General features: G+C 72.8%; 17 protein-coding genes. 6 read left to right on the top strand and 11 right to left on the bottom strand.

The window, feature by feature from the left end; genetic code table 11:
* Positions 1-6: 6 nt before the first annotated feature.
* The 3 genes from fabG to ACH41F_RS31450 form a co-directional block, all read right to left on the bottom strand.
* Entirely contained in the window at positions 7-768 is a 762-nt protein-coding gene (fabG, locus tag ACH41F_RS31440) for a 3-oxoacyl-ACP reductase FabG (protein ID WP_391237065.1), read from the bottom strand.
* A gap of 128 nt (positions 769-896) precedes the next feature.
* Positions 897-1346: a DUF3037 domain-containing protein gene (locus ACH41F_RS31445; protein WP_398838515.1), complete on the bottom strand. Its 450-nt coding sequence runs from the start codon at positions 1344-1346 to the stop codon at positions 897-899.
* Positions 1343-2098: a HipA family kinase gene (locus tag ACH41F_RS31450; protein ID WP_398838517.1), complete on the bottom strand. Its 756-nt coding sequence runs from the start codon at positions 2096-2098 to the stop codon at positions 1343-1345. The genes ACH41F_RS31445 and ACH41F_RS31450 overlap by 4 nt, the downstream gene beginning before the upstream one ends.
* A 90-nt stretch (positions 2099-2188) precedes the next feature.
* Between ACH41F_RS31450 and ACH41F_RS31455 the strand changes: the two genes are divergently transcribed.
* Positions 2189-2608, top strand: a complete 420-nt coding sequence (locus ACH41F_RS31455) for a Rieske 2Fe-2S domain-containing protein (RefSeq protein ID WP_391237074.1) — start codon at positions 2189-2191, stop codon at positions 2606-2608.
* Here ACH41F_RS31455 and ACH41F_RS31460 read toward each other — a convergent pair.
* Positions 2595-3260, bottom strand: coding sequence for a cysteine hydrolase (locus tag ACH41F_RS31460; RefSeq protein WP_398838561.1), 666 nt, complete (start codon positions 3258-3260; stop codon positions 2595-2597). The two genes, ACH41F_RS31455 and ACH41F_RS31460, sit on opposite strands and share 14 nt — an antisense overlap.
* Positions 3261-3400: 140 nt before the next feature.
* Between ACH41F_RS31460 and ACH41F_RS31465 the strand changes: the two genes are divergently transcribed.
* Positions 3401-3871 carry a pyridoxamine 5'-phosphate oxidase family protein gene (locus ACH41F_RS31465; protein ID WP_391237076.1) on the top strand — a complete coding sequence of 157 codons (471 nt, stop codon included), beginning with the start codon at positions 3401-3403 and terminating at the stop codon, positions 3869-3871.
* Between the two features lie 23 nt (positions 3872-3894).
* On the opposite strand, the gene ACH41F_RS31470 is transcribed toward ACH41F_RS31465, so the two are convergent.
* Positions 3895-4797, bottom strand: coding sequence for a LysR family transcriptional regulator (locus ACH41F_RS31470; RefSeq protein WP_398838520.1), 903 nt, complete (start codon positions 4795-4797; stop codon positions 3895-3897).
* A gap of 178 nt (positions 4798-4975) precedes the next feature.
* Here ACH41F_RS31470 and ACH41F_RS31475 point away from each other — a divergent pair, with 178 nt between their 5' ends.
* Entirely contained in the window at positions 4976-6064 is a 1089-nt protein-coding gene (locus tag ACH41F_RS31475) for an EamA family transporter (protein WP_398838522.1), read from the top strand.
* A gap of 10 nt (positions 6065-6074) precedes the next feature.
* Here ACH41F_RS31475 and ACH41F_RS31480 read toward each other — a convergent pair whose 3' ends face one another.
* Positions 6075-7406 (bottom strand): aminotransferase class I/II-fold pyridoxal phosphate-dependent enzyme, encoded by a 1332-nt coding sequence (locus ACH41F_RS31480; RefSeq protein WP_398838524.1) that lies wholly within the window; start codon positions 7404-7406, stop codon positions 6075-6077.
* Between the two features lie 100 nt (positions 7407-7506).
* On the opposite strand from ACH41F_RS31480, the gene ACH41F_RS31485 reads away from it, so the two are divergent.
* Positions 7507-8190, top strand: a complete 684-nt coding sequence (locus tag ACH41F_RS31485; RefSeq protein WP_391237089.1) for a pyridoxamine 5'-phosphate oxidase family protein — start codon at positions 7507-7509, stop codon at positions 8188-8190.
* Positions 8191-8464: 274 nt separating this feature from the next.
* On the opposite strand, the gene ACH41F_RS31490 is transcribed toward ACH41F_RS31485, so the two are convergent.
* The 4 genes from ACH41F_RS31490 to ACH41F_RS31505 form a co-directional block, all read right to left on the bottom strand.
* Complete coding sequence (locus tag ACH41F_RS31490; protein ID WP_391237092.1) at positions 8465-8797, bottom strand: hypothetical protein; 333 nt, start codon at positions 8795-8797, stop codon at positions 8465-8467.
* 293 nt (positions 8798-9090) lie between these two features.
* Positions 9091-10026 carry an EamA family transporter gene (locus tag ACH41F_RS31495; protein WP_391237095.1) on the bottom strand — a complete coding sequence of 312 codons (936 nt, stop codon included), beginning with the start codon at positions 10024-10026 and terminating at the stop codon, positions 9091-9093.
* Positions 10027-10196: 170 nt separating this feature from the next.
* Positions 10197-11195: an EamA family transporter gene (locus ACH41F_RS31500; RefSeq protein WP_391237098.1), complete on the bottom strand. Its 999-nt coding sequence runs from the start codon at positions 11193-11195 to the stop codon at positions 10197-10199.
* Between the two features lie 84 nt (positions 11196-11279).
* Positions 11280-11810 (bottom strand): Clp protease N-terminal domain-containing protein, encoded by a 531-nt coding sequence (locus ACH41F_RS31505; RefSeq protein ID WP_391237100.1) that lies wholly within the window; start codon positions 11808-11810, stop codon positions 11280-11282.
* Positions 11811-12026: 216 nt separating this feature from the next.
* Here ACH41F_RS31505 and ACH41F_RS31510 point away from each other — a divergent pair, with 216 nt between their 5' ends.
* Both ACH41F_RS31510 and ACH41F_RS31515 read left to right on the top strand, forming a co-directional pair.
* The gene (locus ACH41F_RS31510) at positions 12027-12194 is read left to right on the top strand and encodes a hypothetical protein (protein ID WP_391237103.1); all 168 of its coding nucleotides are present in this window, start codon (positions 12027-12029) and stop codon (positions 12192-12194) included.
* A 116-nt stretch (positions 12195-12310) separates the two neighbouring features.
* Complete coding sequence (locus ACH41F_RS31515) at positions 12311-12739, top strand: SRPBCC family protein (RefSeq protein WP_391237105.1); 429 nt, start codon at positions 12311-12313, stop codon at positions 12737-12739.
* 109 nt (positions 12740-12848) lie between these two features.
* Here ACH41F_RS31515 and ACH41F_RS31520 read toward each other — a convergent pair whose 3' ends face one another.
* Positions 12849-13475, bottom strand: coding sequence for a helix-turn-helix transcriptional regulator (locus ACH41F_RS31520; protein ID WP_391237108.1), 627 nt, complete (start codon positions 13473-13475; stop codon positions 12849-12851).
* Positions 13476-13509: the final 34 nt, after the last annotated feature.

Genomic DNA, 13509 nt, shown 5'->3' on the forward strand with positions numbered 1-13509 from the left:
TGATCCCTAGTCGAGCGGTCCGCCGGCCACGTACAGCACCTGGCCGGAGACGAAGCCGGCGGCCTCGTTCGTGAAGAAGGCGATCGCGTTGGCGATGTCGTCGGGCTCGCCGACGCGGGCGACCGGGATCTGGGTGGCGGCGGCGGCCTTGAACTCCTCGAAGCCCATGCCGACGCGGGCGGCGGTGGCGGCGGTCATGTCGGTGGCGATGAAGCCGGGGGCGACGGCGTTGGCGGTGATGCCGAACTTGCCGAGCTCGATGGCGAGAGTCTTGGTGAAGCCCTGGAGGCCGGCCTTGGCGGCGGAGTAGTTGGCCTGGCCGCGGTTGCCGAGCGCCGAGGAGGAGGACAGGTTGACCACGCGGCCGAAGCCGGCGTCGACCATGTGCTTCTGGACGGCCTTCGTCATCAGGAAGGAGCCGCGCAGGTGCACGCCCAGGACGGTGTCCCAGTCCGAGGTGCTCATCTTGAACAGCAGGTTGTCGCGGAGCACGCCCGCGTTGTTGACGAGGATCGTCGGGGCGCCGAGCTCGGTGACGACCCGAGCGACGGCCGCCTCGACCTGGGCCTCGTCGGAGACGTCCGCGCCGACCGCGATCGCCTTGCCGCCGGCCGCGGTGATCTTCTCCACGGTGTCCTTGCAGGCGGCCTCGTCGAGGTCGATCACGGCGACCGCGCGGCCCTCGGCGGCCAGTCGTACGGCGGTGGCGGCACCGATGCCGCGCGCGGCGCCCGTGACGATGGCTACCCGCTGCTCAGTGGTGGACATTGCTCGTTCTCCTCGCCCTTGAAGAATGTGCGGCCCGATCGGTGAGCGACCGCTTAGTACCTTCGGCAGACGTGACGCTAGAAGGCCTGGCACCCGGTGTCAACGCCGCGCGGCCAGGGTGTGATCCATTACCTGACCAGGAGGTCGAGGAGCCGCTCCGTCTCGGCCACCGGATCGGCGGTGAGCCCGGTGTGCACAGGCCCCGGCTGCACGACCGTCGAGCGGGGCGCGACCAGCCAGCGGAAGCGCCGCCCGGCGTCGTCCGCGCCGGCCGGCCCCGCGGCGTCGCCGCCCTCGCAGACGCGCTCCACCGCGCTCAGCGCGGCCCGCACCCCGGCCACGTCCGCCGCCGGGTCCAGCGCCAGCAGCCGGGCCTCGTCGAGGTGGGTGCGGGCGCCGACGTAGGCCTTGGCCCGGCAGTAGACGAGCACACCGGCGTTGACGTACTCGCCGCGTTCGACGCGCGGGACCAGGCGCAGCAGGGCGTACTCGAAGACGTCCCGGCCGCCGCCCTCGCCCCCCTTGATGATGTGCCGCTCGACCACACTGCCGGCCATGTGGATGTGGCGCTCGCTCACTTGATCCCCTGGATGCGGTCGTGGATGAGGGTGGCGCGGGCCAGCAGGGGCCGCGCGTAGGCGTTTCTGAGCTCGTCGGGGGTGTCGAAGCCGGGTTCGTCGGCCAGCCAGACGTCCGGGACCTCGGCAGTGACCTCGGCGAGAAGGTCCGCGGTGACGAGGGGGGCCAACTCCGCGGCGGCCGCCCGGACATCCGGCCGGAAGCCGGCGAGAGCGTGGTCCGAGGCGTCGTAGGGGCGGGCGGCGGAGGCCTCGGCGCCGGGCCAGTTGTGGTGCCAGATCATGGTGGCGCCGTGGTCGATGAGCCACAACTCGCCCTGCCACATCAGCAGGTTGGGGTTGCGCCAGGACCGGTCGACGTTGTTGACCAGCGCGTCGAACCAGACGATCCGCCCGGCGTCCTCGGCGCTCACCGTGAAGGCGAGGGGGTCGAAACCGAGCGCGCCGGAGAGGAAGTCCATGCCGAGGTTGGTGCCGCCGCTGCCGCGCAGCAGGTCCTGCACCTGCTGCTCGGGTTCGCCGAGGCCGAGCACGGGGTCGAGGTCGAGCGTGACCAGCCCGGGCACCCGCAGGCCGAGCCGGCGGGCCAGCTCGCCGACGACCACCTCGGCGACCAGCGTCTTGCGGCCCTGACCGGCGCCGGTGAACTTGATGACGTACGTCCCGAGGTCGTCGGCCTCGACGAGTCCCGGCAGCGAGCCGCCCTCACGCAGGGGCGTGATGTAGCGGGTCGCGATGGCTTCCTTGAGCATCGCCCCAGGTTACCGACGCGTGACTGAACAACCGGCACGCCGGGTCCGTACCCCTGGGCAGTTCAGAGACATCCTGGAAGGGACGTGACCATGGCCGGCGAGACGCTTCATCCCACCTCGACACCGAGCCGCCGCACCGTCGTGGCGGCGGTGGGGGCGGCGGGGCTAGCCCTCTCACTGAACGCGTGCGGGTCGGACGACGGGTCCTCCTCGGCCTCCTCGGGGACCGAGCTGGGGAAGACCTCGGACATACCCGAGGGCGGCGGCAAGATCTTCAAGGAGGCGGGCGTGGTGGTCACCCAGCCCACCGCGGGCGAGTTCAAGGCCTTCTCGGCCAAGTGCACCCACCAGGGGTGCGCGGTGACGGGGATCAGCGACGGGGTCATCACCTGTCCCTGCCACAAGAGCGAGTTCTCGGTGACCGACGGCAGCGTGAAGAAGGGGCCCGCGACCCAGCCGCTGCCCGAGGAGAAGATCAGCGTGAGCGGGGAGTCGATCACGCTGGCGTGAACTCGGGCGCGGCCGGGCCGCGTCGCCGGGCAAGGCAGTCCAGGACGTCCGCCGTGCTCGCCACCGTGGCGACCAGCGCGAGGGTGTTGCGGATCATCGCGGAGGTGTAGTCGGAGGGCACCCCCGCGATGGCGTCCGCGGGCACCACGACGTGGTAACCGCGGTTGACCGCGTCGAACACGGCGTTGGGGACCGCCACGTTGGCGGAGACACCGGTGACGACGAGCGTGCGGCAGCCCAGGTTGCGCAGCAGCGGGTCGACGTCGGTGCCCTGGATCGGCGACAGCCCGTGCAGTCGCCGTACGACCAGGTCCTCCTCGCGGACCTCGATCGGCGCCGCGACCCGGACCGCGCCGGTGCCCGACAGCTGCTGGACGGGGAGCCGTTCGGCGGCGCGGAACAGCCGGGCGTTGCGGTTGGCGCCGCGGCCGTCGGGACGGCGTTCGGCGATCGCGTGGATCACCTGGACGCCGCTGTCGTGCGCGGCTGCCACGAGTCGGGCGACGTGGGCGAGGGCGCCCGATCGGCGTGCCTCCTCGGCGAGTTCGGGCAGCGCGCTGTCCGTGCCGACGACGCCCTGCTGGCACTCGACGGTCAACAGCACGGTGGAGCGCGGATCGAGGAGCTCGCGGAGCTGTTCGTTCGACGGCACGGTCGCCCCCAGGTCGCCGGTGGTGGGGCGGGCGAGCGTAACCACCATTGCGTGGGGACGGAAGACACCGCATCCTTTTCTGACGTGATGTCAGAGGATCTCTCCTCTGGCACGACGTGGGAGAAGGAAGAGGGGGCCGTATGACCGTCACTCAGCAGCGCCGGGGCCGGAAGATCATGATGACGCCGGGCGAGCTGGACGAGTTCCTGACCAGCCAGCGCACCTGCCGGGTCGCCACCGTGTCCGCGGGCGGCGCGCCGCACGTCAGCACGCTCTGGTTCGCCTGGGACGGCACCTCGCTGTGGCTGTACTCGGTGGTGAAGAGCAAACGCTGGACCGACCTGCGCCGCGATCCCCGGGTCGCGATCGTGGTCGACACCGGCGAGGAGTACGACGAACTGCGGGGCGTCGAGCTGACCGGGGCCGTGGAGTTCGTGGGCGAGGCGCCGCGGGTCGGCGACCTCTACGCCGAACTCGACGTCCCGGAGACGCTGTTCGCGCGCAAGAACTTCGGGCTCGACGAGATGCCGCACGACGGGCGGCACGCGTGGATGCGGCTGACGCCGGAGAAGATCGTGTCGTGGGACTTCCGGAAGCTGGCCGCGCTGTAGGAGCCGCGAGGCCTGCGGGGAGGTCAGCCGAGGGTCGTCGCCGCCCTCCGCAGCGCCTCGACCGCTGCCCTGATCGACGGGCGGCGGTCGGCGTCCGCGCGCCAGACGACGTACACATGCCGGCGGACGCGCTGCTTGAGCGGGACGGTCACGACCCCTTCGGGTACCGGGTGGCGCCCCAGCAGCGGGGCGATGCAGACGCCCAACCCGGCGGCGACGAGCCCTAGTTGGGTGTGGGTCTCGGCGGCGCGGTGGCCGATGACGGGCTCGATGCCCTTGGAGCGCAGGGTGAACATCAGCCACTCGTGACAGAACTCGCCCTCGCCCCAGGTGATCCACTCGTCCTCGGCGAACTCCGCGAGATCCACTTCGTCGCGGTCGGCGAGCCGGTGCCCGACGGGCAACGCCACGTCCGCCGGGTCGTCCAGGACGGACGCCTTGACCAGGCCGTCCGGGAGCGGCATCGGCTTGTTGTACCAGTCGAGCACCACCGCGAGGTCGAGGTCGCCGCGGATCACGCCCGCGATGGCGTGCTCCGGCTCCAGCTCGCACGAGCGGACCCGCAGCGCGGGGTGGTCCGACCTGAGGGCGGCGAGCGCCACGGGGAACAGTCCGCGCGCGGCGGTCGGGAACGCCGAGAGCCGCAACTCGCCGACCACCTGGCCGCGTTGGGCCTCCAGATCGGACTGGGCGAGTGCGACCTGGGACAGGATGCGGGCCGCGTGCTCGGCGAGCAGCCGGCCGGCGTCCGTGAGCCGCACACCCCGCCCGTTCTTGGCGAGGAGCTGCTGGCCGACCTCACGCTCAAGCTTGGCCATCTGCTGCGAGACGGCGGACGTCGTGATGTGCAGCCCCTCGGCGGCGCCGCTCACCGAGCCGTGCCGGGCGAGGGCGTCCAGGGTGCGCAGGCGCTCCAGGTTCAACATGTAAGCGATGCTACGAGATACCGGGTCGAAATTCTCGATTGTGCTACGAGATTCGCACCGCGAGAGTGGACCTCACGACCCCACCAAGCCCAGCAAGCCCACGCGCATCACGCACCCACGACATCACGACATCACGACCTCGCCAGAAGGCATTCATGACCCCGCCGGAGTGGACCGCATGACCACCGCCACCACCACCGCACCCCGACCCCCCGCCCTCGACTGGCGTCTGCGCTTCGCCACCCTCGCGCTGATCTGGGGTTTCAGCTTCCTGCTCATCAAGGTGGGTACCGAGGACTACGCACCCTTCCAAGTCACTCTGGGCCGACTGGCGTTCGGGACGGTGGTCCTCGCCTCGGCGATGGCGGTCCGCCGGGAGCGGCTGCCGCGCGGGGCACGCACCTGGGGGCACCTGGCGGTCGCCGCGTTCCTCCTGAACGCGCTCCCCTTCTCCCTCTTCGCCTACGCGGAACTGACCATCCCGTCCACGCTCGCGGGCATCTGCAACGCGACCTCGCCGCTGTGGGGCATGGCGCTGTCGCTGGTCGCGCTGTCGGAGGACCGGCCGTCGCGGCTGAGGGTGGCCGGTCTCGGCGTCGGCTTCCTCGGGGTGCTCACGGTCCTCGGCGCCTGGCAGGGCTTCGACGGCCTGGACGCCCGGGGCACCGCGCTGGCCCTGCTGGCCTCGCTGAGCTACCCGGTCGGCTGGATCTACGTCCGTCGCACCCTCGCCGGGTCCGGTCTGTCCCACCTCTCCCTGACGGGCGGGCAGTTGCTGCTGGCCACCGCACAACTGGCTCTGGTCACGCCGCTGTTCACCGGCATCCCCACCCACCTCGCCGTGACCCCCCTGCTGGCGATCGCGGCCCTGGGCGCCCTGGGCACCGGGCTCGCGGTGCTCCTCCAGTACGGACTGGTCGCGGAAGTCGGCCCGACCACCGCCCAGTTGGTCACCTACTTCATCCCGGTCATCGCGACCGTCGCGGGTGTCGCCCTCCTCGGCGAGACGCTCACCTGGTCCACTCCGGTCGGCGCGGTGATCGTGCTGGCGGGGGCGGCTCTGACACAGGCGAAGCCCCGGCCGAGGGGCCCGCGATCGCACCCGGTCACAGGCACGCGGACCCCGCGCCGACCGGACAACGAGCACCCCGCCCGGCCCGAGCCGAACGGAGACGTCCCGACCCCGCCCCAACCGACCCCCGACCTCCCCGACCGCCCGGGGGCGCCCCCTCTGGAGAAGTGCGCACCGGACGCCGCGGGACGGTGACGCCAGGGCCTCAGACGACCCCCCGCCCCGGCCCCGCCCCCACCGCCGCGGCGATGGCCTCCGCCAGTCGTACCGTCTCCTCCCGCGTCAGCGTCGAGACGGTGACCCGGATGCCGGGCGCCGCCCCCAACCGGAAGCGGGCACCCGGTGCCACCGCCCACCCGGCGTGCAGCAGCCGGGCCACGGCACCGGTCTCGTCCGGCACCGGGATCCACACGTTCATGCCGCTGCGGCCGTGCGCGGCGATCCCCCGCTGCGCGAGCGCGGCGATCAGCGAGTCCCGGCGGGCCCCGTAGGCCCCGGCCACCGTCTTCGGGTCGACCGCGCCGTCGGCCCACAACGCGGCGAGGGCGCGCTGACTGATCCGGCTGACCCAGCCGGGCCCGAGCCGCTGCCGCCCGCGGACGCGGTCGACGGTGACGGCGTCCCCGGTGAACACGGCGAGCCGCAGGTCGGGGCCGTAGGCCTTGGCCGCCGAGCGGACGAAGGCCCAGGTGCGGGTGGTGCCGGCCAGGGGGTGCAGCGGGAGGTCGACGATGCCGTGGCCATGGTCGTCCTCGATGAGCAGCACGTCAGGGTGCTCCTTCAGCACCGCCCGCAGCGCACGCGCGCGTGCCGCGCTCACCGCGGCGCCGGTCGGGTTCTGCGCCCGGTCGGTGACGACGAGCGCACGCGCCCCCGCCGCCAGCACTCGGCGTACGTCGTCCGGGAGCGGCCCCTCGTCGTCGACCCCGACAGGCGCCGTGCGCAGCCCGAGCGCCGGGACGAGGTCGAGCAGGCTCCCCCAGCCGGGGTCCTCCACGGCGACGGTGTCGCCCGGCTTGAGGTGGACCGCGAGGACGCGTTCGATCACGTCGAGCGAGCCGCACGCGACCTCGACGGGCCCGTCCGGCACCCCGTCGGCGTCCAGCGCGGCCCGCGTCAGGCGCGCCAGCTCCGGCTCGACGGCGTCATCCCCGTACAGAACCGGCTCCCGGTCGTTGCGCTCGGCGGCCGCCGCGAAGACGCCCGCCAGGGGTGGCAGCAGCCCCGGGTCCGGATTGCCGTTCGCCACGTCCCGCACGCCCGCCGGCACATCCACCCGGATGGACTCGCGCCCGGTCGTGGCCGGCTTGGCCCGCACCCGGCTGCCGCGCCGCCCCGCGGTCTCGATCACCCCGCGCTCCCGCAGGGTCCGGTACGCGGCCGCGACCGTGTTGGGGTTCACTCCCAGCTCGACAGCCAACTCCCGCATCGGTGGCAGCAGTTGCCCCGCCTTCAGGTCACCGGCACCGACCGCGCGCTCGACGCTCGCCGCAATCTCGGCTGCACGCCGCCCCTCGATCTTGTATCCTCCTAGCACAAAGCACACTATGCACTAGTGCAATACAGATGGCAACCGCCGCACCACCGTCACCGCGCCTCGGGACGACTCGACTCGACCACCGGATCAGGAGCACACCATGCAGGGGACCCAGCAGCCGACCACCGAGCCGACGACCTACCCGGCGACCGCCCGCACGGTCCCCACCCGTTCCCCCGACCGGGCCGCGTACGACAAGGAGCTCGTGCACGCGATACTCGACGAGGCCTACGTCTGCCACCTCGGCTTCGTCCGGGACGGCGCCCCGGTCGTGCTGCCCACGCTCTACGCCCGGGTCGGGGAGACCCTGTACGTGCACGGCTCGACCGGCTCGCGGCCGCTGCGGATGACCGGCAAGGCCGAACCGGGCCTGCCGGTGTGCCTGACGGTGACGCATGTCGACGCGCTGATCCTGGCCCGCTCGGCCTTCCACCACTCGATCAACTACCGCTCGGTGGTGGTGCACGGCACCGCGCACGACGTGACGGACCCGGAGGAGAAGCGCCTCGCCCTCGACGCGCTCGTCGACCACGTCGTCGCCGGCCGGTCGCGTGACTCCCGGCCCGCCAACAAGAAGGAGCTGGCAGCGACCGCGGTGATCCGGCTCGACCTGAACGAGGTCTCCGCCAAGCTCCGCACGGGCGGCGTCAACGACGAGCCCGAGGACCTCGACCTCCCCCACTGGGCCGGCGTGGTCCCCCTGCGCAAGGGCTACGAGACCCCGGTCGCCGACGCCCTCCTCGCCCCTGACACCGAACTCCCGGACTACCTCAGGGCCTTGTGAGCCGGTCCCCCCGCACCACACCCTGCCGGTCTGCTCGACGTCCTGCCCGGTGACCCGGGCCAGGACGCCCACCGCGTTCACGGCCCTCGCCCCGAGTCGCGGGTCGGGCAGCGGGCGGCCAGGCAGCCGAGGCGCGCCCGTGACGAGCGCGTCGACCAGCTCGCCGATCAGCACGTGACGAGTCCGGCCCCGCCGCTCACGCGACAGGGCCGGAAACCACGATCGTCATCGTCCTTTCAGCGGACGCCCGATGGATCTCGGCGTCCCGGGACGATCAGCCGCCGTACTCGATCGCCACGCCGCCGACGCCGGTGCTCAACGGGCCGCAGCCGACACCGATGCTGCTGCTCGTGCGCGGCGACACATACACCCAGTTCGAGTAGGAGTCCGGGGACCAGCCGCAGATGGCGCGCACGGAGAAGGCGTGCAGCTGCGTCCCGGGGTTGTAGCAGTTGCCGTAGGCGCGATTGTCCGAGATCCAGGTGTTGCACTGCAGCACGTTGCCCTCCGCCGCCGACGCGGGTGAGGCGGCCGCGAGACCGAGTCCGCCGGCGAGAGCGATCCCCGCTGTTCCGGTGGCGACTGCGCGCTTCCAGAGGCTCTTCATGTCCTGCCCTTCCGTTCCGCCCTGTGGGGCGGGTACCTGAGGTGTCTGACCTGAACGTCCCCCCTGCGTCCCGCTTCGTGACGAGACCGGTGGAGCGACTTCGGCCGGGACTGCTGTGGCGCGAGTTCGAACGATAGACAGCGCCGGGGGCACCGCGGCCCTGACACATGTCAGGGTGCCGACCTGCGGACCTGGCGGAGTGCGCCCTGGACGTTCACCCCTCCATGCCCTCGACGCGACAGGTGCCGCCGCCTGCTGTGGAAGCGGCGACACCAAGCCCCCGAGCCCCGGCCTCACCCAGAGCCCCACCCCGCCCCCCGCGCCTCCGCCACCGCTAGCCCCGTCACGGAGCCCAGCATCAGCAGGGTGCCGACGACCGTCGGCGCCGTGAGGTGCTCGCCGAGCAGGACGACGGCGAGCCCCGCAGCGCTGACCGGCTCGAGGAGCATGATCACGGACACGGTGGCCGCCCGCACCGCGGCCGCGCCCGCGAAGTACAGCGCGTAGGCGAGGGCGGTGGGCACCGCCGCGAGGTAGGCCAGCAGCCAGAGCAGCAGCCCGGGTTCGGTGGTGCGCGGCACCAGCCCCTCGGCCAGGGCGAACGGCAGCAGCAGCGCGCTGGTGACCGCGAAGACCCCGACGGAGGTGTCGATGCCGTCCGCCCCGTCCTCGCGGCCCCAGCGGCGGGTGAGCAGGGTCATCGCGGCACCCCCGGCCGCCGACGCCAGGGCGAGCAGCACGCCCCACGGCCGTACGGACGGGCCCGTGCCGCCGAGCGTCAGCACCCCGAGTCCGGCCAGCGCGCCACCGACGGCGACGGCACCGGCAGACCCCAGCCGCTCCGCCAGGGTCAGCCGCGCGCCGAGCGCGACGAGGACGGGGCCCGCGCCGAGGGTGACGACCGTGGCCACGGCGAGTCCGGTGGCCGCCACGGCCGCGAAGTAGCCGGTCTGGAAGACGGCGAGCCCAAGACCGGTCGCTCCGGCCCGCAGCGCCTTGCGGCGGAGCGGCTCGCGTACGGCGAGGCGGGCCCGGGGGCGCACCAGGCGTACGGCGGTCAGCAGCACCAGCCCGGACACGCACCGCCAGAAGGACAGGGCGATCGGCCCCAGGTCGCTGACCCCGTAGGCCAGCGCGGCGACCGCGCCCGCGGTGCCCCAGGCGACACCGGCGATGATCAGACAGAGAAGGCCTCGCCCGACGGGCAGGCCGGAAACAGCGTTCGACACTTGTCGTCTCCGCAGACACGCAGAAGTGAGGGACCCGGCTCAGCGGGGTCCGTGGACTTCGTCTGCGGGCAGCACCGTGACGCCCGGCCGGCGGCCGGGCGTGGGTTCCGGAGGGCCCGCCTCAGGCGGCGGGCGGCGCGATGACGCGGAGCAGGTGCATGATCGGCAGCCTAGACAGCCGTCGACCGGGCGGACAACTCCCTTTCCGGGCCGCCGCTCGCCAGCGGCTCCGAGGCGCCCCTGGCCGGCGTCGAGGACTGCGCGATGAAGGCACCGGCCAGGACGACCGCGCCGCCGACGATCTGCGGGGCGGACAGGTGCTCGCCGAGCAGCACCCAGGCCAGGACGGTCGCGATGACCGCTTCGAGACAGGCCACCACACCGGCGACCTGCGGCGAGAGCCGGCGCACGGAGACGACGCCGGTCACATAGGCGACGACGGTGGCGACGAGGACGATCCAGGACAGCAGCAGGGCGGCGGCGACCGAGGTGCCGTTCATCTCGGCGGTGCCGCCGAGCACGGACCAGTCCATCGTCCAGGGGCGGGCCACGACGGTCAGCACGGCCGCGCCGACGAGGAGGCCGTACGCGATGACGCCGAGCGGGGCGGGGGCGTCGGCCCCGGAGTCGCTGCCCTGGTCGGACAGGACGAAGTAGCCGACCTGGCAGCAGGCGGCGCCGAGCGCGAGGAGGAGGCCGACGGCGTCGAAGCTCAGCCCCGACCAGACCTCGACGACACAGGCGAGGCCGCCGACCGCGAGGACCACACCGGCCGCGGCGGCCCGCGTGACCGGCCGTCGCTGCACGAACCGCACCCAGCCGAGGACGAGGGCCGGGGCGAGGTACTCGACGAGCAGCGCGACCCCGACAGGTATGCGGGAGATCGAGGCGAAGTAGAACGCCTGGACACCGGCCACGCCGAGCAGCCCGAACCCGGCGAGCAGCGCGGGGCGACTGCGCAGCAGGGCGCGGTGGCGGACGGCGAGCGGCAGCATCACCAGGGCGGCGCCGGTCACCCTTAGCCACACCACGTGGAGTGGGTCGAGCCCTGCCTCGATCAGCGGTTTGGCCGCGACGCCGGATCCTCCGAAGGCGACCGCGGACGCGAGCGCGAGCCCGAGCCCGACGCCCTTGCCGTGGTGGCCACCCCTGCTCTCAGTCGTATGCACCGGCCCATGATGACAGGCGCTGACATGAGCGTCATCCCCGATGACACCTGTCTCAGCGGCTGGACCGGCCGGCCTGTCCGTCGCTCAGCGCGCCTCCAGCACCCCGCCCTCCCGCCCGCCGGACACCGCGGCCGCGTCGATCCCCGCGCGGGCCAGCACCTCGACGGCACGGGACTGCGGGTCGGCGACCAGGGCCACCAGCAGGTCGGTGCCGGTGGCGCCGTCGCCGCCGCGGCGGGCGGCACGCTCACCGGCGTGGCGCAGGGCGGCCGCGGCCAGCGGCGAGAGGCCGTCCGGACCGGTCACCACGGGGACGGCGGCGGAGTCCTCGACGCTGCCCTGCCAGCGCAGGCCGTAGCCGATGCTGCGCTGCACGAGATAGCCGAGGAGTCGGGCGAGCTGCGGTCCGCCCTCGAAGACGGCGCGCACTTCGGCGTCGTGCTCCAGGAGGGAGTGCAGGAGGTGGGCGGTGTCGATCTGCCGGTCGCCGTCCCGGACCGCTCGCCGACGCGCTCCGGAGACCACCGTCGCCAGGGTCTCGCCGAGCCTGGCATCGATGTCAGAGCGGTTGCTGCCCGGCTCGTCCAGGGACTGCCGGGGTGTGTGGGGTGGCACGTTCCCCACTCCATCAGTCGCGGCGGCGCGGGTCATCCCCGGCGGGAACCATGTTCGCGTCCCACGGAGAGTGGACCCCGAGGGCCGGAATCTCCTCCCTGAGGAGGAGATCACGCCGCGTCCGGCACCGGCGGGCGGCGCCGCACGCAGTGCCGGTGCGCAACCGTCGTGCCCCCTCGTTCGTCCCACACGTGCATGGAGAGCAGGTGTTGGCTGGTGGCACTGCCGGCCATCGACGGCAGACAGTACGTGTACCGGGTGTACGCCCCGGAGGACGCGCTGCTCGCCGACCTGTTCTGGGAGGCGTGGCACTGCCACGACGAGTCCGCCTTCCCCCGGGCCTGGGACCTGTTCGACGCGGCGGAGATACGACGGGTGAGCTGAGCACCGGCGACCGCCTCGCCCCCCTCCACGGTTTCTGACTGTTCATCAGCATTGAATGTTCCGGGCCCTGCGGCTACGTTCCGCGACACCGTAGCCCGAGTCGAAGGGGTGGTCGCATGGCCGAAGTCAGCGCGGAGGCACGCATCGAGGCACCGGCCGAGAAGGTGTGGGCGCGGCTCACGGACTGGCCCTCGTACGGGGAGTGGAACGCCACGCACACCGACTTCCCGCAGGGCGGCCCCTCCGCCCTCGAGGTGGGCGGGACCTTCCAGGAGAACATGAGGCTCATGGGGTTCCCGGCCGAGGTCGAGTGGACCATCGAGGAACTGGAGACGGCACGGGTGCTGGCCATTCGCGGCAAGGGGCCGATGGCGGTGACCGTCGCCAACCGCTACACCCTCACCCCGGACGGCGACGCCACGCGGGTACGCATCGACGGCGAGTTCACGGGTGCCGCCGTGGCGCTGATGGCGGGCAGGCTCAAGGACTCGGCGACCGCCGCGCTCGACGAGTCGCTGCGCAAGCTGGCCGGGCTCGTGACCTGAGAGCCGCGCACGACAGGGCCCGAGGGGAACACGAAGGCGCCCCGCGGATCGCTCCGCGGGGCGCCTTCGCACGGTCGCCGCAAGCCCGCCTTGCCGGCGGTCACGGCCGTCAGTCCTCGTCGGCGAGGATCAGGTACAGCTTCTTGCGGGCGTCGGTGATGACCGCGAGGGCCTTCTCGCGCTGCTCCTTGCTGCCGGTCTTCCAGACCTGACCGAAGGCCTCCATCAGACCGAAGCCGGCCTGGCGGATCTCGTTCAGCGCCTCGAAGTCGACACCGCGGGAGGCTTCCTCCCAGGGCGCGTCGGGGCCCTCCTCGGCCGCGGTGCGGCCCGCGTCGGTGAGCGCGAACAGCTTCTTGCCGCCCTCGCTCTCGCTGACGATCAGGCCCTCGTCCTCCAGCAGCTGGAGGGTGGGGTACACCGAACCCGGGCTGGGCTTCCACGCCCCACCGCTGCGCTCGGCGATCTCCTGGATCATCTCGTACCCGTGCATGGGCCGGTCCCTGAGCAGGGCCAGGATCGACGCGCGTACGTCACCGCGCCGCGCCCTCCCCCTCGGTCCACCGCGCCCTCGGGGCCCCCAGGGTCCCGGACCGAAGCCCGGTCCGCCGAAGCCACCGGGGCCGCCGCCCGGCCCGAAGGGGCCGAAGGCACCACGCCGTCCGTCGAAACCGAAACCACCACGACCGCGCGGCCCGGGTCCACCGTGTCCACGTTCGAATCCATGGGAACGCATCGCCATCACTCCATCCATCGTTGATCTGTCGCGA

Source organism: Streptomyces sp. NPDC020489 (genome assembly GCF_044386545.1).
Taxonomy (GTDB): Bacteria; Actinomycetota; Actinomycetes; order Streptomycetales; family Streptomycetaceae; genus Streptomyces.

Bases quoted from the DNA above. Each gene is read 5' to 3' on its own strand.
- ACH41F_RS31465 (WP_391237076.1), top strand. From the start codon at position 3,401: ATGACCGTCACTCAGCAGCGCCGGGGCCGGAAGATCATGATGACGCCG.
- ACH41F_RS31520 (WP_391237108.1), bottom strand. From the start codon at position 13,475: ATGCGTTCCCATGGATTCGAACGTGGACACGGTGGACCCGGGCCGCGC.
- ACH41F_RS31450 (WP_398838517.1), bottom strand. From the start codon at position 2,098: ATGCTCAAGGAAGCCATCGCGACCCGCTACATCACGCCCCTGCGTGAG.
- fabG (WP_391237065.1), bottom strand. From the start codon at position 768: ATGTCCACCACTGAGCAGCGGGTAGCCATCGTCACGGGCGCCGCGCGC.
- ACH41F_RS31455 (WP_391237074.1), top strand. From the start codon at position 2,189: ATGGCCGGCGAGACGCTTCATCCCACCTCGACACCGAGCCGCCGCACC.
- ACH41F_RS31515 (WP_391237105.1), top strand. From the start codon at position 12,311: ATGGCCGAAGTCAGCGCGGAGGCACGCATCGAGGCACCGGCCGAGAAG.
- ACH41F_RS31490 (WP_391237092.1), bottom strand. From the start codon at position 8,797: ATGAAGAGCCTCTGGAAGCGCGCAGTCGCCACCGGAACAGCGGGGATC.
- ACH41F_RS31485 (WP_391237089.1), top strand. From the start codon at position 7,507: ATGCAGGGGACCCAGCAGCCGACCACCGAGCCGACGACCTACCCGGCG.
- ACH41F_RS31475 (WP_398838522.1), top strand. From the start codon at position 4,976: ATGACCACCGCCACCACCACCGCACCCCGACCCCCCGCCCTCGACTGG.
- ACH41F_RS31470 (WP_398838520.1), bottom strand. From the start codon at position 4,797: ATGTTGAACCTGGAGCGCCTGCGCACCCTGGACGCCCTCGCCCGGCAC.